The sequence below is a fragment of the Xanthomonas sp. NCPPB 2866 genome (assembly GCF_041475745.2).
Lineage (GTDB): Bacteria > Pseudomonadota > Gammaproteobacteria > Xanthomonadales > Xanthomonadaceae > Xanthomonas > Xanthomonas arboricola.
In genome coordinates, this window is record NZ_CM192975.1 from 1,689,142 (window position 1) to 1,705,241 (window position 16,100).

The following is a 16,100-nucleotide window of genomic DNA, read 5'->3' on the forward strand; positions in this document are numbered from 1 at the left end:
CACCGTCAGTCCATCACAGTGTCGTAGGGAGTCAGTCGAGATGTCCAATATCGAACGCGAGAATGGTGTCGTGAAGTGGTTCAACGATGCCAAGGGTTTTGGCTTCATCAGTCGCGAAAACGGCGAGGACGTCTTCGTCCACTTCCGTGCGATCCAGATCCAGGGCTTCAAGAGTCTCAAGGAAGGCCAGAAGGTCAGCTTCACCGTGGTGCAGGGACAGAAGGGCCTGCAGGCCGATGCGGTGCAGGTGGTCTGAGCGCGGCGCAACACCGCGGCCATCGTGCAGACAGCAGAAAGGCCCGTCGCCGGGCCTTTCTGTCATTCGCCAACACTGGCGAATCGAACGTAGCGAGCAGTGGTCAGGCGGCACGAAGAAATCGAAGTACACGTGGATGCATGTCGATTCCGGGCACCGACTGCGCGGTCCTAGCGGTGAGCGCAGTGGTTTTCCTGACTGCTACTGGTAAGCGCGCCGATCAGCGCAGCACGACCTTTCCGTTGACCACGCGCACATAGGCGTTTTCGCGCACGCCAGCCAGATCGCGCTGGTTCACCACGATCACGCGGCCGTCGTCCATGCGCACCTGCACATCGAAGCTGTCGCTGGTGACGTTGTTCTGGATCGCATTGCCCGCCAGCGCGCCGGCGGCGGCACCGGCCACGGCCGAGACGTTCTTGTTGCCCTTGCTGCCACCGGTCTCCTTGGAGATCTGGCGACCGGCCACCGCGCCGACGATGCCGCCGAGCACCGCACCGGTGCCGGTGGGAGCGCTGCGGGTCGGGCCGACTTCATCGATGCGGGTCACGATCCCGCAATCCACGCAGCGTGCCTGCGGCTGCGAATAGCCCTGGTCGTAGCCGCGGTCGCCGCGGTAGCTGCCGTACTGGGGCTGGGAGGTGGCGCAGCCAACCAGCGTCGCGGTTGCAGCCAGGCCAATGACGAGCAGTCGGGTCTTCATGAGGTCTCTCCGGGGTGGTTCGAAAAAGCGGTCAGGGCCGCGGCGACGTCATCCTGGGTTGGTCAGGGTGAACGGTCTGCCAACTGGATCACTCCAGGCTTAACGAAACCCGAGCGTCCTGTTCACCGCCGCCGCCGTGCGCATGGATGCGGCGGTGCGATGGCGGGTCAGCGGAAGTCGCGATGACAGGCCTCGCAGGCGTCATTGATCTGTGGCCTGAGTGCGGCAAGCGCGGCGCAATCCGCTGGCGGCGTGCGCTGTGCCTGGTCCAGGAAGGTGCGCAGGGCGCTGGCATGCTCGCCGAAGCGGCGGTCCTCGCCGATGTCCGGGAAGGCCGGCTCCAGTTCGCCGGCAAGCAGGCGCAACGATTGCAGTCGCGCTCGCTGGCGTGTGGAGTTGCAGCCACCATCGGTATCGGCTTGCAGGGCGCGCACTTGGTAAGCCATCACCTGCATCAGGCTGTCCGGCACCGGGTTGCGTCTGGCCTGCAGTACGCGCGCCACCATCACCGTGCACACCAGCCCGATCAGGATGCCCAGCACCAGCAGGAAGGCATAGCGGGATGCGCGCGATTGTTCGGTGGGTGGGGCGGGCATGGACGGAACTCCGGTGGACGCGGGCTTCAATAGGTCGATGGGCGCGCGCTGAGCGGCGCGCGTAAAATAGGCCGATGAAAGCACAATGGCGTGAACGCTTTGCCGGTATCGACCGGCTGTACGGAGTCGGCACGGTGGAGCGGCTGGCCGCCTGCCGCGTGGCGGTGGTGGGGATGGGCGGCGTGGGCTCGTGGGTGGTCGAGGCACTGGCGCGTACCGGCGTTGGCCACATCCGCCTGATCGATGCCGACGACCTGTGCGTGTCCAACACCAACCGGCAACTGCCGGCGCTGGCCGGGCAGTACGGACGCAACAAGGCGCGCGCGATGGCCGAACGCTGCCTGGCGATCAACCCGGAAATCGAAGCCGATGCGGTGGAGTCGTTCCTCACCGCCGGCAATATCGAACAGCTGCTCGGCGATACGTTCGACCTGGTGATCGATGCCTGCGACAGCTTCCGGGTGAAGGTGGAAACCATCGCCTGGTGCCGTCGACGCAAGCTGCCGCTTCTCACCGTGGGCGCCGCTGGCGGGCGCACCGATCCCACCCTGGTGCGGGTACGCGATGTCTCGCGCACCGAACACGACGCGATGCTGGCGCTGATCCGCAAGAAGCTGCGCAGCGAGTTCAACTTCCCCAAGAATCCGCAGCGCTATTTCGGCGTGCCGGCGGTGTACTCGCTGGAGAACGTCAAATACCCGCAGGCCGATGGCAGCGTCTGCGGCATCCGTCCGCAGCTGGATGCCGACGCCACGCTCAAGCTGGATTGCGGAGCCGGGCTGGGCGCAGCCACGCATATCACCGGCACCTTTGCGTTTGTCGCGGTGGGTAAGGCGCTGGAGATGTTGCTCAAGCCGAAGGTCGCTGCTGCCAGACCTGTTGCCGAGGCTGCCTCGGCGGGGTGAGTGCGCGCGTTGCCGCGTCATGCGGCAACGGGCAGTGTAATCAGCCCGGCAACCCGAACAACCGCCGCGCGTTGGCGGTGGTCTGCGCGGCGATGTGCTCGGCCGCCTCGCCGCGTAGCCGTGCGATGCAGTCCAGCACCGTGGGCAGGTAGGCCGGCTCGTTGCGTTGGCCGCGGATGCTGGCGTCGGGCTGATCCGGCGCATCGGTTTCCAGCAGTAGCCAGTCCAGCGGCATCGTTGCAGCCAGGCCGCGCAGGCGATTGGCACGCGGGTAGGTCACCGGGCCGCCCAGGCCGATCATAAAATCCAGCTTCCACAATTGCTGCGCCTGTTCTGGGCTGCCGGCAAAGCTGTGCACCACACCACGCAGGCCGCCCACGGCCTTGATGCGGGCGATGACTTCTTCGGTGGCGCGCCGCGCATGCACGATCAGCGGCAGCTCGAAGCGCTTGGCCAGCTGCAGTTGCCCGTCGAAATAATCGCGCTGCGTCTGCGCGTCCAGCCCGTCCAGATAGAAGTCCAGCCCGCACTCGCCGATGGCGCAGGGCCGCTCGCGCTCGATCCACTCAGCCAGCAGCTCCAGATGCTCGGGGCGGTGCTGATCGAGAAAGATCGGGTGCAGCCCGTAGGCGGGGTGCAACCCGGGGGCCTGGGTGCAGACGGAGCGCAGCGCCGGCCAGCTGGCGGCGGTGATCGCCGGGATCACCTGCTGTACGACACCGGCCGCCCGCGCGCGTGCGATCACCGCGGCGCGGTCGTGGTCGAACTCGCCGGCATCCAGATGGCAGTGACTATCGACCAGCTGCATCAATCGCGGCGCACCGGCGCGGGCAGCGGTGCCTTGCGGGTCTTCCAGTTGGCGAGCAGCAGCGTGGTCAGGCCGAACAGCAGCTCGTCCAGGAACGGGATCGGATCGGGCATCACCAGGTCGACCAGAAACAGCGCCGCCGCCAGCTTGAACAAGGTGGGGTAGCGCAGGGTGCTGGCCCACTCCAGGGCGCGCGAGGTGACGGGATTGCGCATGCGGATGCTCCGGCTGTTAGAAGTGCATGAAATAACCGCTAGCTGAACTTAACTGCGGCGTTCATGAGCGAGGGCGTTTTTGTTCAGGGTTCGCGTGCTGGAATCACGCCGTCAACAACGCGGCGTGTCCGCACGGAGCTGGATCATGAAGAGCAATACGACAACTATACTGGTCGCTGCTGGTGCGTTGCTGGTTGGAGGCGTGGCCACGGCCGCCTTCATGAACAATCGCCCGTCGTCCGGCGATTTCGTCGCCAACGGCGAGCCGGCACCGCGTGGTCTGGAATATGCCGACGTGGTCAAGGTCGCCCCGATCACCGAGCGCGAGCCGCAGTATGCTCAGGTCGTCAACAGCGCTGCCATCCGCGAAACCACCACCAGTTCCTCGCCGCGCGAAGTCTGCCGCGACGTGGTGGTGCAGGAACGTCTGCCCGAGCGCGATGGCAACGTCGGCGGCACCGTCGCCGGTGCGGTGATCGGCGGTCTGCTCGGCAACCAGGTCGGCGGCGGCAACGGCCGCAAGCTGGCCACGGTGGCCGGTGCGGTCGGTGGCGGCATGGTCGGTAATCGCGTGGACCGCAATCATGTCGGCGGCCGCGTGGTGGATCGCACCGAGCGCCAGTGCCATACCGAAAATGCCAATTCGCAGTCCTCGCGCGTGGTCGGCTATGACGTGACCTACCGCAATGCCGACGGCACCACCGGCACCATGCGCATGGACAGCAAGCCGGGCGAGCGCATCTCGCTGGGCGATGCCGACAACGTGGTGGCCTACGACGTGACCTACCGCTACGACGGTTTCGAGAAGACCGTGCGCATGAACGACAAGCCGGCCAGCGATCGCCTGCCGGTGGTCGACGGTCAGCTGGTGACCCAGACCGCTTCGACCGCCGGTGACAGGGGCGTTCGTGTGGATGCGGGCAGCACGCGTCAATAAACCGCTGGCAGCGATCCGCCCAGGATCGCTGGTTGGCAGGAAAGGAGCCGGCATTGCCGGCTCTTTTCGTTTTCAGGCGCTGGTGACGACGTCCGTGCGCTGAACAGGTCGCCGCCATGTTCGGCCGGCAACTGGCTGATAATCGCCACTTCTCCTGGAGTGGAAGCCGACATGCCGGTGCGCCCCGATGATCTGTTCGATGTGCGTGCGCTGCTGACCGACGAAGAGCGGGCAGTGCAGGATGCGGTGGCGCGCTTCACCGATACGCGGGTGCTGCCGGCGATCGGCGATGCCTTCGATGCAGGGCGCTTTCCGCGCGAATGGGTACCGGAACTGGCGGAGCTCGGCCTGCTGGGCGCCAGCCTGCCGGTCCGCGATGGCGGCGCGGGCCTGGGCGCGGTGGCGTACGGATTGATCTGCCAGGAACTGGAGCGCGGCGACAGCGGCCTGCGCAGCTTCGTCAGCGTGCAGTCCTCGCTGTGCATGTACCCGATCCATGCCTACGGCAGCGACGAGCAGCGCCAGCGCTGGTTGCCGGAGATGGCCGCCGGCCGTCTGATCGGCTGTTTCGGGCTGAGCGAAGCACAGGGCGGCTCGGATCCGGCCGCGATGACCACGCGCGCGGTACGGCAGGGCGACGGCTGGCGCTTGAACGGGGCCAAGATGTGGATCACCAATGGCAGCATTGCCGGCCTGGCGATCGTCTGGGCGCATACCGATGACGGCGTGTGCGGCTTTCTGGTGGAGACCGGCAGCGCCGGCTTCAGTGCGCAGGACATCGCGCACAAGATGAGCCTGCGCGCATCGGTGACCTCGGGCTTGTTCCTGGACAACGTCTACGTGCCGGAGCAGATGCGCCTGCCGAACGCGGCCGGTCTGAAGGCGCCGCTGGGGTGTCTCAATCAGGCGCGCTACGGCATCGCCTGGGGCGCGATCGGCGCGGCGGTGGCCTGTCTGCGCGAGGCGCTGGCCTACAGCGGGCAGCGCATCCTGTTCGGCCGGCCGCTGGCGGCCACGCAGAGCGCGCAGATCAAGCTGGCCGACATGGCGCGGCGGATTTCCACCGCGCAGCTGCTGGCGCTGCAGCTCGGGCGGCTGAAGCAGGCCGGCCAGCTGCGGCCGGAACAGATCTCGCTGGCAAAGTGGAATAATTGCCGCATGGCCCTGGATGTGGCGCGCGAGTGCCGCGATCTGCTGGGCGCGGCCGGCATCACCACCGAACATGTGGCGATCCGGCATGCGCTGAACCTGGAATCGGTGATCACCTACGAGGGGACCGAGACCGTGCATCAGTTGGTGGTCGGGCGTGCGCTGACGGGACTCAATGCGTTTTGACGAGGAGTGGGTGTTGATCGACAGGGATGGGAGGCGACGCCTGCGTGGCGTGTTCTGGATGAGTTGCGTGCTGGCGGTGGTGGCGAGCGTGATCGCACCGGCACAGGCCAGCGAGGCGCCGCGCATGGCGCCGCCACCGGACTGGGTCATCGCCGATGCGGTGCCCGACAAGGTGCCCGGTGCCAGCGGGCTGCGCTATGAGCTGGTATCCGACCAGGTCGATCTGACCGGCGCGGCGCCGCAGGCGTATCGCCGCCTCAGTTACACCGTGCAGCGTGCGAAAAGTCTGGACGAGGCCGGGCAGATCTCCATCGATTACCAGCCGCAGTACCAGCAGCTGGCGCTCAACAGCCTGGAGGTCTGGCGCGACGGCAAGCGTATCGACATGCGCAAACAGGCGCACTACGCGCGGTTGCGCCGCGAAAGCGGACTGGAAGACGGTCTGATCGATGGCGCGCTGACGCTGTCGATCACCTTGCCGGACCTACGCGTGGGCGACCGGGTCGATTACGGCGTGACCATCACCGGCAGCAATCCGGTGTTCGGCAAGGGCTATTACGACGTGTTCGATGCGCGCTACGGCGTAGCGCTGGGCGAGCGCCGGGTGCGGGTGCGGCATCCGGCCGACATGGGATTGCAGTGGCGGGTGACTGCGCCCGGCTTCAGCCGCAACGTCAGCCGCACCGGCGATGTGGCGACACTGGACATCGCCGCACGCGACCTGCCCGCCGTGCAGGAAGAAAAGGACACCCCGGAGGATGTCGATCCGTATGGCAGGATCGAAGTCTCCACTGCCGGCAACTGGGCGGCAGTGGCGGCATGGGCAGCGCAGTTGTATCCGCACGCGTTCAAGGACGCGCGCGTTGCCGACGGGATGGTGCAGAACCTGCAGCTGCGCCGCGACGACCCGCAGGGTGCACTGCTGCGTGCAGTGGCCTTCGTGCAGGGCGAGATCCGCTACGTCGGCCTGGACATGGGCGAGAACTCCCACGCGCCGCATACGCCGGAAGTGACGCTGCGCAATCGCTACGGCGACTGCAAGGACAAGGCGACGCTGTTGATCGCGCTGCTGCAGCTGGCCGGCATCCGCGCCGAGCCGGTGCTGGTCAGCAGCGACAAGGGCCACGGGCTGGATCTGCGCTTGCCCAGCCCCTACGCGTTCGACCACGTGGTGGTACGCGCGCACCTGCCGCAGGGCGAGGTATGGGTGGATGCCACGCGCGACCGCGAAGAGGGCCCGCTGGCGCAACGCCGGCCGTTGCCGTTCGTGCGCGGCCTGCCGGTCGTGGCCGGGCAGCGCGATCTGGTGGCGGTGCCATCGCCGATGCCGACGCTGCCGCAGGTCGAGGTGGACGAGGAGGTCGTGATCTCGCTGCGCAAGCCGCAGCGCGTGGCGACCTTCACCGTGGACACCACGTATCGCCAGGGACGCGGCGAGCGCGTGGCGACCAGCTTCGACGACAACGGTGCGCAGGCGGTCGGCGAGCACTATCTGGAATTCATGCAGCAGTACTACACCGCGCTGACGCAGGTCGGCGTGCCGACGATCGACGCGGCCGATGTGTTGAACGTGCGCACGCACGAGGCCTACCGCCTGGAGTGGCCGACCGACGAGGGCGACGAGCTGGGCTTTCCGCTGTTCCAGCTCGGCGAATGGATGGACGCCCTGCCTACGGCGGCGCGCAAGAGCCCGCTGGCGCTGGGCGGCCCGCGGCTGGCGCGGCAAACGGTGCGGGTGCGGGTCGACCCGGCGGTGCGGGTGCAAGCCGATACGCAGGTGGTCGCCAACCCGTGGTTCCGGTTCTCGCGCACGGTCTCCACGCACGAAGGACGCATCGTCATCGTCGGCGAATGGCAACGGCTGTCCGACCGCATTCCCGCCAGCGGCGTGAAGCGTGCAGCCGCCGACATGGAGCGTGCCCGCGACCTGCTGTACTTCAATCACGACCTCAAGCCGCAGCCGCGCAGACAGCCGATGGAGATGCACGTCTTCGTCTATCCGCTGGCCGCGCTGCTGGCGCTGATCGTGCTGGTGCTGGCATGCCTGGCCTGGTGGCGCGGCGGTGGCTTGGGCGGGATGCTGTTCGATCCGCACACCGTTGCGCAGCGCCTGCACACGCAGGCCGGCGCGCGCTGGAGCGCGTGGTGCGTGTTCGGCCTGATCCTGGTGCTCTCGAGCTGGATGTGGGTGTCTCCGCAGCCGTTGTGGGTGCACGCCATCGCCGTGGCGATCATGCTGGCCATTGCGCTGGTGGGCTGCGTGCTGTTGCAGTGGATGCTGCGCTGGATGGGCGGCACTGCAGAGTTTGCGGTGTTGCTGCCGGCGCTGCTGGGCAGTGCCTTGCCATGGCTGGTCTGCTTGCTGGCGGCACTGGCCGCGGTTGGCGGCGATATCGTCCTGTTCGGAACCGGTGTGCATGATCCGGCCGGGCTGGCGCAGGTGACCATGGCGGTGCTGATGTTGCTGCTAGGCGGGCTGTGGTGGTCGATCGCTGCGGTCCAGGCGGTTGCCGGTGCGACCGGCTGCGCACGCGCGCGGGCCTTTGGTGCGCTGGCATTGACGTTGTCGGTGCTGGGCATGCTGGTCGCCGTGCTGGGTGTGCCGGTGGCGCTGGTGGTGATGCGCTGAGCCGCGCTACCGGCAGCGCACGCAACCGCGGCCACGCCTTGCAGCAGAATCGGTGCAGGGCTTTGCAAAGGCCCCCGGGGCTGTGACACTGCCAGCCCCTCGTTGCTGCCGCGGAGCCAGCTTGATGTCGACCGTGCGTCCCCCGTTGACCGTCCATGGCATGTCCAGTTCCGGCAACTGCTACAAGGTGCGCCTGCTGCTGGAGCAACTGGGCAGCCGCTATCACTGGGTCGAGGTCGACAGCGTCGCCGGCGAAACCCGCACGCCCGCGTATCTGGCCAAGAATCCCAACGGCAAGGTGCCGATGGTGGAGCGCGACGACGGCCGCGTGCTGACCGAATCCAACGCGATCCTGTTCTGGCTGGCCGAAGGCACCCCGTATCTGCCCACCGACGCGTGGCAGCGCGCGCAGGCCTTGAGCTGGATGTTCTTCGAGCAATACAGCCATGAGCCGTATGTCGCGGTGGCGCGGTTCATCAGCCTGTGGACGCCGCGCGATGCCGCGCGCCGCGCCGAACTGCCGCAGCTGCGCGCCCGCGGCGAGCAGGCGCTGGCCGTGATGGAGCAGCATCTGCAGCAGCACCGCTGGTTTACCGGCAGCGACTACGGCATCGCCGATATCGCGCTGTTTGCCTACACCCATTGCGCCGAGGACGGCGGCTTCGATCTGGAGCGCTGGCCGGCGATCGGTGCCTGGCTGCAGCGCGTGCAGGCAGTACCCGGTTTTATCGCAATGCCGGCGCCTGCGCCCGGCGCGGTGACGGCATGAGCGGCATGCGCTGCCGGCAGGAGCACTGACGATGTGCGGATTGGCTGGACTGCTGCTGGCCTCGCCACGCATGCATGGCGAACAACTCGATGCGCTGGTGCGGCCGATGGGCGCGGCCTTGCGTCATCGCGGCCCCGACGATGCCGGCACCTGGTGCGATGCGCAGGCCGGCGTGGCGCTGGCGCATCAACGCTTGAGCATCCTGGATCTGTCTCCGCTGGGCCATCAGCCGATGCGCTCGGCCGATGGCCGGTATGTGCTGGCCTACAACGGCGAGATCTACAACTTCGCGCAGCTGCGCGCGGCGCTGTCCGCACTCGGGCACCGCTTCCGCGGTCATTCCGATACCGAAGTGCTGCTGGCGGCGGTGGTGGAGTGGGGGCTGGACGACACCCTGACCCGCTGCAACGGCATGTTCGCGCTGGCGTTGTGGGACGAGCGCGACAACTGCCTGTATTTGGCCCGCGACCGCGTCGGCAAGAAGCCGCTGTACTACGGCTGGGCCGGCGACACCCTGGTGTTCGGCTCCGAACTCAAGGCGCTGTGGCAGCATCCGGACTTCGATAACGGGGTCGATCGCAATGCGCTGACCTTGCTGCTGCGGCTGGGCTACATCCCGGCGCCGGCCTGCATCCACGAGCGCACCTTCAAGTTGATGCCCGGGCGGGTGCTGCGGCTGGATGCGCAGATGGTGGCGGCCGGCGCGGCGGCGCATCGGCCGGACCAGGCGCAGCAGCCGTTCTGGAACGCGCGCGAGGCGATGCAGCGCGCGCTGGCGGCGCCGTTCACCGGCAGCGATGCACAGGCCGAGGAACAGCTCGACGCCGTGCTGCGCGATGCGGTGGCGCTGCGCATGGTGGCCGACGTGCCGGTGGGCGTGTTCCTGTCCGGCGGCACCGATTCGTCGATCGTCACCGCGATGATGCAGGCGCAGAGCGCCCAGCCGGTGCATACCTTCAGCATCGGCTTCGAAGGTTCGCATCACGACGAAGCGCCGCTGGCGCGCGAAGTGGCCACGCATCTGCACACCGACCACACCGAGCTGTATGTCAGCGGCGCCGACGCGCTGGCGGTGGTGCCGACCCTGCCGGACATGTTCGACGAGCCCTTCGCCGATGCTTCGCAGGTGCCGACCGCGCTGGTCGCACGGCTGGCGCGCGGCGGGGTGACGGTGGCGCTGTCCGGCGATGGCGGCGACGAGTTGTTCTTCGGCTACGGCCGTTACCAGCGTGCGCTGCGCAACTGGCGCATGCATGGGCTGGTGCCGGGGCCGCTGCGGCGCTTGATGGCGCTGGCGGCGCGCCGCAACGGCGAGTCTTCGCGCACCGGCGGCCTGGCCGCGCTGGTGGCCGAGGCCGGCGCACGCGGCATCGGCGACATCTACCGCAACCGCATCTCGCGCTGGCGCGATCCGGCCGCGGTGGTGCTGGGCGCGACCGAGCCCGACAGTTTCTACAGCCTGGCCGACCCGCTGCACGGTTCCGGCACGCCGGCCGACGCGATGATGCTGGCCGACTTTGCCGCCTATCTGCCCGACGATCTGCTGTGCAAGGTGGACCGCACCACCATGGCGGTGGGGCTGGAAGCGCGCGCACCGTTGCTGGACTGGCGGGTGGCCGAGTTCGCCTGGTCGCTGCCGCTGTCGCTGAAGTACCGCGACGGGGTCAGCAAGTACCTGCTCAAGCGCGTGCTGTGCCGCTATCTGCCCGACCCGATGGTCTACCGCGGCAAGCGCGGCTTCGGTGCGCCGGTCAGTGCCTGGTTGCGTGGCGACCTGCACGGCTGGGCCGACGATCTGCTGGCGCACGCCACGCTCGAGCGCGACGGCGTGTTCGCCGCCGACACCGTGGCCGGGCTGTGGAGGGACTTCAACGGCGGCGAGCGCAAATGGCATACGCATCTGTGGACGGTGCTGATGTTCCAGGCCTGGCAGGTGCATTGGCGCGCCCAACGCGCCGCGATCGGCCGCTGAGGCAGCCGCGCTTCACCGGGTCTGAGCGCCAGGCTGACTAGAGTCGGGCGCTGATTCCCCCAATGGAGCGTTCCCCATGAGCAAGATCACCATCGCCGTGCTGGTCGGCAGCCTGCGTGCCGCGTCCTACAACCGCCAACTGGCGCATGCGCTGGAGCATCTGGCTGGCGACAAGGCCGTGTTCGAGTATGTGGAGATCGGCGACATCCCGCTGTACAACCAGGACCACGATGGCGATTACCCGGCAGAGGGCACGCGGCTGAAGCAACAGATCCGGTCGGCTGACGCGGTGCTGTTCGTCACCCCGGAGTACAACCGCTCGATTCCCGGCGTGCTCAAGAACGCCCTCGATACCGGCTCGCGCCCCTACGGTGACAGCGCGTTTGTGGGCAAGCCGGCCGCCGTGGTCGGCATCTCGGTCGGGGCGATCGGCACCGCCACCGCGCAGCAGCACCTGCGCAATGTGCTGTCGTATCTGGACATGCGGGTGCTCGGCCAACCGGAAGTCTTCCTGCAGTACAAGGACGGCCTGTTCGGCGCCGACGACCAGGTCGCCAACGCCGACAGCCGCAAGTTCCTGCAGGGCTTCGTCGACGCCTTCCTGGGCCTGGTCGAACAGTCCAAGCGTTGAGTTGACCACAGCGGCGTTGGGCCTGGAGACAGCCGCCAACTGGCATCGGTGACGCGGTGCAAACCCCGGCGCAGCAAGCGTCTCGGCGGTTGCGACAGCGGTCGCGTAGAACGGTGATGCACCGGCTGTCCACCAGTTATCCACAGAGTTGTGCATGGTCGTCGGCGCCGCCGATGACTATGCTTCCTGCCCTCGTCTCCCTCGCGTCAGGTCTGTTTGTCCATGTCCGCTCGTCCTGGTTTCCGTTCCAAGCGCAATCGCGATCGCGACGACGACGATTACGATCGTCCCGAGCCGCGGCTTGACCAGTTGCGGGTACCGCCGCATTCGGTCGAGGCCGAGCAGGCCGTGCTCGGCGGGTTGATGCTGGCACCGGATGCGTTCGACCGGGTCAATGACCAGCTGACCGAAAACGACTTTTACCGCCGCGATCACCGGCTGATCTACCGTGCGATTCGCGAACTGAACGAGAAGGACCGCCCCTTCGATGCGGTGACCCTGGGCGAGTGGTTCGAATCGCAGGGCAAGCTGGAGCAGGTCGGCGATGGCGCCTACCTGATCGAGCTGGCCAGCACCACGCCTTCGGCAGCCAATATCGCCGCATACGCGGAGATCGTGCGTGACAAGGCGGTGTTGCGGCAGCTGATCGAAGTGGGCACCACCATCGTCAACGACGGCTTCCAGCCGGAGGGGCGCGACAGCGTGGAGTTGCTGTCGTCGGCGGAAAAGGCGGTGTTCAAGATCGCCGAGGCCGGCGCGCGCGGGCGCACCGACTTCGTGGCGATGCCGGGCGCGCTGAAGGACGCCTTTGAGGAATTGCGCAGCCGTTTCGAAAACGGCGGCAACATCACCGGCCTGCCGACCGGCTACAACGATTTCGATGCGATGACTTCCGGCCTGCAGCCGACCGACCTGATCATCCTGGCCGCGCGTCCGGCAATGGGCAAGACCACGTTCGCGCTGAATATCGCCGAATATGCTGCGATCAAATCCAAGAAGGGCGTGGCGGTATTCTCGATGGAAATGTCGGCATCGCAGCTGGCGATGCGCCTGATCTCGTCCAATGGCCGCATCAATGCGCAACGCCTGCGTACCGGCGCGCTGGAAGACGAGGACTGGGCGCGCGTGACCGGCGCGATCAAGATGCTGAAGGAAACCAAGATCTTCATCGACGACACGCCGGGCGTGTCGCCGGAAGTGCTGCGCTCCAAGTGCCGCCGACTCAAGCGCGAGCACGACCTGGGCCTGATCGTCATCGACTACCTGCAGCTGATGTCGGTACCGGGTAACAGCGAAAACCGCGCGACCGAAATTTCGGAAATCTCGCGTTCGCTCAAGGGCCTTGCCAAGGAGCTCAACGTGCCGGTGATTGCGTTGTCGCAGCTCAACCGCTCGCTGGAAACACGTACCGACAAGCGCCCGGTGATGGCCGACTTGCGCGAATCCGGCGCGATCGAGCAGGACGCGGACATGATCGTGTTCATCTATCGCGATGACTACTACAACAAGGAAAATTCGCCGGACAAGGGCCTGGCCGAGATCATCATCGGCAAGCACCGCGGTGGACCGACCGGGTCGTGCAAGCTCAAGTTCTTCGGCGAATACACACGGTTCGACAATCTGGCCCACGATTCGGTGGGCAGTTTCGAATAAATCTCCTGCGTGATGCCGGGCGACAATCCGTCGCTGCGGCATCGCGCCATCCTTGCATCTGCTGGCTTATGCTGCGCGCCTCATCGCCGCTGCCGAGCTTGTATGTCCTACGCCATCGTCTGGTTCCGTCGCGATCTGCGCCTGCAGGACAACCCGGCCTTGCAGGCTGCGCTGGATGCAGGGCACCAGCCGATTCCGCTGTATATCGATGCGCCGCACGAAGAGGGCGAGTGGACGCCTGGCGCCGCCTCGCGGAGCTGGCGGCATCGCTCGCTCGCGGCGCTGGATGCGGCCTTGCGCGCACTCGGCAGCGGTCTGGTGCTGCGCGCCGGTGACAGCGCGCAGGTGCTGGATGAGGTGATCGCGCAGACCAAGGCGGTGGCGGTGTACTGGAACCGCAAGTACGAGCCGGCCACGCAGCCGCGCGATGCGCAGATCAAGCGCAGCCTGCGCGAGCGCGGGATCGAAGTGCAGAGCTGCAACTCCGCACTGATGGTCGAACCATGGCAGTTGACGACGCAGCAGGGCGGCCCCTACAAGGTGTTCACCCCGTTCTGGCGCAATGCGCTTACGCAGCTGCAATTGCCGGCTGCCGTGCCGGCACCGCGCAGCCTGCCGCCGTTGCCTGCGCAATTGAAGAGCGCTGCGCTGGACACGCTGGGGCTGCTGCCGGCGCTGGACTGGGACCGAGGCTTCTGGGAGCACTGGCAGCCCGGCGAGGCCGGCGCGCACGAGATGCTGGAAATCTTCATCGATGGCGCGCTGTCCGGGTATCGCGACAACCGCGACCGGCCCGACCGGGTCGGCACCTCGCAGTTGTCGCCGCATCTGCATTTCGGCGAGATTGCGCCGTGGCGGATCGCCAGCACGCTGGAAGCCAATCGCAATGCACGCAACGGTGCCGAGATCGACGGCTACATCCGCCAGCTTGGCTGGCGCGATTTTGCGTATCACTTGCTGCACCATTTTCCCGACACCACCAACCAGAATCTCAACCCGCGCTTCGAAGGCTTTGACTGGGCCAAGCTGGACCCGGTCGCATTGCAGGCCTGGCAGCGGGGCCGCACCGGCATTCCGATCGTCGATGCCGGCATGCGCCAGCTCTGGCACACCGGCTGGATGCACAACCGCGTGCGCATGATCGTGGCGAGCCTGTTGTGCAAGCATCTGCGCGTGCACTGGATCGAAGGCGCGCGCTGGTTCTGGGACACCCTGGTGGATGCGGACCTGGCCAACAACACCCTGGGCTGGCAATGGGTGGCCGGTACCGGCGCCGATGCGGCGCCGTATTTCCGTGTGTTCAATCCGGTCACGCAGGCGGAGAAGTTCGATCCGCAGGCCGCCTACATCACGCGCTGGGTACCTGAGCTCGGCAAGCTTGCGGTCAAGGAACGCTTCGCGCCGTGGCTGCATCCGTTGTCGCTGGCGCGTCTGGCACCGGAGTATCCGCGCACGCCGATTATCGGCCTGGCCGAAGGCCGCGATGCGGCGCTGGCGGCGTATGCAAAAACGCGCGGCTAGGCGCGCGGCAGGGCGAGCAACCTCCTGATTGCGTGGTCAGCTGATGCTCGCTTCTGCGTGTTTTCTTCTGCAAGGCTGACGCGTTGCAGGCACGCGCTGCGACGCTTGTTTCGCATTTCAGCGAATGGGCTACGCGTATGCATGTTGCTGCCCAAGCAGAAAACGGTTTCCTGAATGCAGCACTAGCTAAGCGCGATCGGAGGTCGGTTTCATCATGCGCCAGTCGCGTTGGCCTGTTTATCCTCGCCGACACGATTGAATGCCGGATGGTCCGGCCACAGGAGAACACCATGTCCCCAGCAGCCACCAAGAGCCTTGCCGTTGCCCTGGCCAGCGCCATTGCGTTGTCCGCCTGCGCCACCGGCGGCTCGTATGTGCAGCGCGACCAGTACGGCGAGCAGACCCAACAGCAGAACCGCACCGGCCGCAACGCGCTGATCGGCACCGCGATCGGCGTGGCCGCTGGTCTGCTGACCGGCGACAGCGCCACCGAGCGTCGTCAGCATGCGATGGTCGGCGCCGGCATCGGCGCGCTCAGTGGCGCGGCGGTTGGCCAGTACCAGGATCGCCAGGAGCGCGCACTGCGTGAGCGCACCGCCAACACCGGGATCGAAGTGCAGCGCCAGGGCGACAACATCACCCTGAACCTGCCCGACGGCATTACCTTCGACTTCGGCAAGTCTGCGTTGAAGCCGCAGTTCTACAGCGCGCTCAATGGCGTGGCGTCCACACTGCGCGAGTACAACCAGACCATGGTGGAAGTGGTCGGTCACACCGACAGCGTCGGCAGCGACGCGGTCAACCAGCGTCTGTCCGAAGAACGCGCCGGCGCGGTCGCGCAATATCTGACCGCACAAGGCGTGCAGCGTGAGCGCATGGAAACCATGGGCGCCGGCAAGCGTTACCCGATCGCCGACAACAGCACCGATGCCGGCCGCGCACAGAACCGCCGCGTCGAAATCCGCCTGATCCCGCTGCGCTCGGAGGGTGCCGGGAACAACACGGGCATGCGTTGAGTCTGCCGCACTGAATCGTGGCGAGTCGATTGACGAGCCGCGATGGGTAAGCAAGACAGGCCGCGAAAGCGGCCTGTTTTTTTGCGCTGCGAATTTTCTGATCAGGCGCATCAGGTGCAAAGCTGCCGATCTGAGGGTTTTCTGCAGGGTCCTT

At 66.8% G+C, this 16,100-nt stretch carries 15 protein-coding genes; 11 read left to right on the plus strand and 4 right to left on the minus strand.

Going from position 1 to position 16,100, the window contains the following annotated elements:
- The first annotated feature begins 40 nt into the window (after positions 1-40).
- Complete coding sequence (locus ACCQ04_RS07270) at positions 41-256, plus strand: cold-shock protein (RefSeq protein ID WP_003483561.1); 216 nt, start codon at positions 41-43, stop codon at positions 254-256.
- A gap of 220 nt (positions 257-476) precedes the next feature.
- Here the strand turns inward: ACCQ04_RS07270 and ACCQ04_RS07275 are convergent, their stop codons facing one another.
- Positions 477-959 (minus strand): glycine zipper 2TM domain-containing protein, encoded by a 483-nt coding sequence (locus ACCQ04_RS07275; RefSeq protein ID WP_016902706.1) that lies wholly within the window; start codon positions 957-959, stop codon positions 477-479.
- Between the two features lie 167 nt (positions 960-1,126).
- Positions 1,127-1,555, minus strand: coding sequence for a cytochrome c (locus ACCQ04_RS07280; protein WP_226426592.1), 429 nt, complete (start codon positions 1,553-1,555; stop codon positions 1,127-1,129).
- 74 nt (positions 1,556-1,629) lie between these two features.
- Between ACCQ04_RS07280 and ACCQ04_RS07285 the strand changes: the two genes are divergently transcribed.
- The gene (locus tag ACCQ04_RS07285) at positions 1,630-2,460 is read left to right on the plus strand and encodes a tRNA threonylcarbamoyladenosine dehydratase (RefSeq protein WP_226426591.1); all 831 of its coding nucleotides are present in this window, start codon (positions 1,630-1,632) and stop codon (positions 2,458-2,460) included.
- Between the two features lie 40 nt (positions 2,461-2,500).
- Here the strand turns inward: ACCQ04_RS07285 and ACCQ04_RS07290 are convergent, their stop codons facing one another.
- Together ACCQ04_RS07290 and ACCQ04_RS07295 are read right to left on the minus strand one after the other, a co-directional pair.
- Entirely contained in the window at positions 2,501-3,268 is a 768-nt protein-coding gene (locus ACCQ04_RS07290; protein WP_226426590.1) for a TatD family hydrolase, read from the minus strand.
- On the minus strand, positions 3,268-3,483 hold the full coding sequence (locus ACCQ04_RS07295) for a DUF6116 family protein (protein WP_039528164.1): 216 nt from the start codon (positions 3,481-3,483) through the stop codon (positions 3,268-3,270). The genes ACCQ04_RS07290 and ACCQ04_RS07295 overlap by 1 nt, the downstream gene beginning before the upstream one ends.
- Before the next feature lie 145 nt (positions 3,484-3,628).
- Here ACCQ04_RS07295 and ACCQ04_RS07300 point away from each other — a divergent pair, with 145 nt between their 5' ends.
- From ACCQ04_RS07300 to ACCQ04_RS07340, 9 genes are all read left to right on the plus strand, one after another.
- A complete protein-coding gene (locus tag ACCQ04_RS07300) occupies positions 3,629-4,420 on the plus strand; it encodes a glycine zipper 2TM domain-containing protein (protein WP_006451921.1) in 792 nt (263 codons plus the stop codon).
- A 159-nt stretch (positions 4,421-4,579) separates the two neighbouring features.
- On the plus strand, positions 4,580-5,755 hold the full coding sequence (locus tag ACCQ04_RS07305) for an acyl-CoA dehydrogenase family protein (protein ID WP_226426589.1): 1,176 nt from the start codon (positions 4,580-4,582) through the stop codon (positions 5,753-5,755).
- Between the two features lie 58 nt (positions 5,756-5,813).
- Positions 5,814-8,384 carry a DUF3857 domain-containing protein gene (locus tag ACCQ04_RS07310; RefSeq protein WP_226427122.1) on the plus strand — a complete coding sequence of 857 codons (2,571 nt, stop codon included), beginning with the start codon at positions 5,814-5,816 and terminating at the stop codon, positions 8,382-8,384.
- 124 nt (positions 8,385-8,508) lie between these two features.
- The gene (locus ACCQ04_RS07315) at positions 8,509-9,153 is read left to right on the plus strand and encodes a glutathione S-transferase family protein (RefSeq protein ID WP_054591584.1); all 645 of its coding nucleotides are present in this window, start codon (positions 8,509-8,511) and stop codon (positions 9,151-9,153) included.
- 31 nt (positions 9,154-9,184) lie between these two features.
- Entirely contained in the window at positions 9,185-11,125 is a 1,941-nt protein-coding gene (asnB, locus tag ACCQ04_RS07320; RefSeq protein WP_054591583.1) for an asparagine synthase (glutamine-hydrolyzing), read from the plus strand.
- Between the two features lie 76 nt (positions 11,126-11,201).
- Positions 11,202-11,756, plus strand: coding sequence for an NADPH-dependent FMN reductase (locus tag ACCQ04_RS07325; protein ID WP_226426588.1), 555 nt, complete (start codon positions 11,202-11,204; stop codon positions 11,754-11,756).
- Between the two features lie 222 nt (positions 11,757-11,978).
- Positions 11,979-13,409, plus strand: coding sequence for a replicative DNA helicase (locus ACCQ04_RS07330; protein WP_047130779.1), 1,431 nt, complete (start codon positions 11,979-11,981; stop codon positions 13,407-13,409).
- Positions 13,410-13,511: 102 nt separating this feature from the next.
- A complete protein-coding gene (locus tag ACCQ04_RS07335) occupies positions 13,512-14,930 on the plus strand; it encodes a cryptochrome/photolyase family protein (RefSeq protein WP_226426587.1) in 1,419 nt (472 codons plus the stop codon).
- Positions 14,931-15,220: 290 nt separating this feature from the next.
- Entirely contained in the window at positions 15,221-15,946 is a 726-nt protein-coding gene (locus ACCQ04_RS07340; protein WP_016902719.1) for a YiaD family glycine zipper/OmpA-like lipoprotein, read from the plus strand.
- Positions 15,947-16,100: the final 154 nt, after the last annotated feature.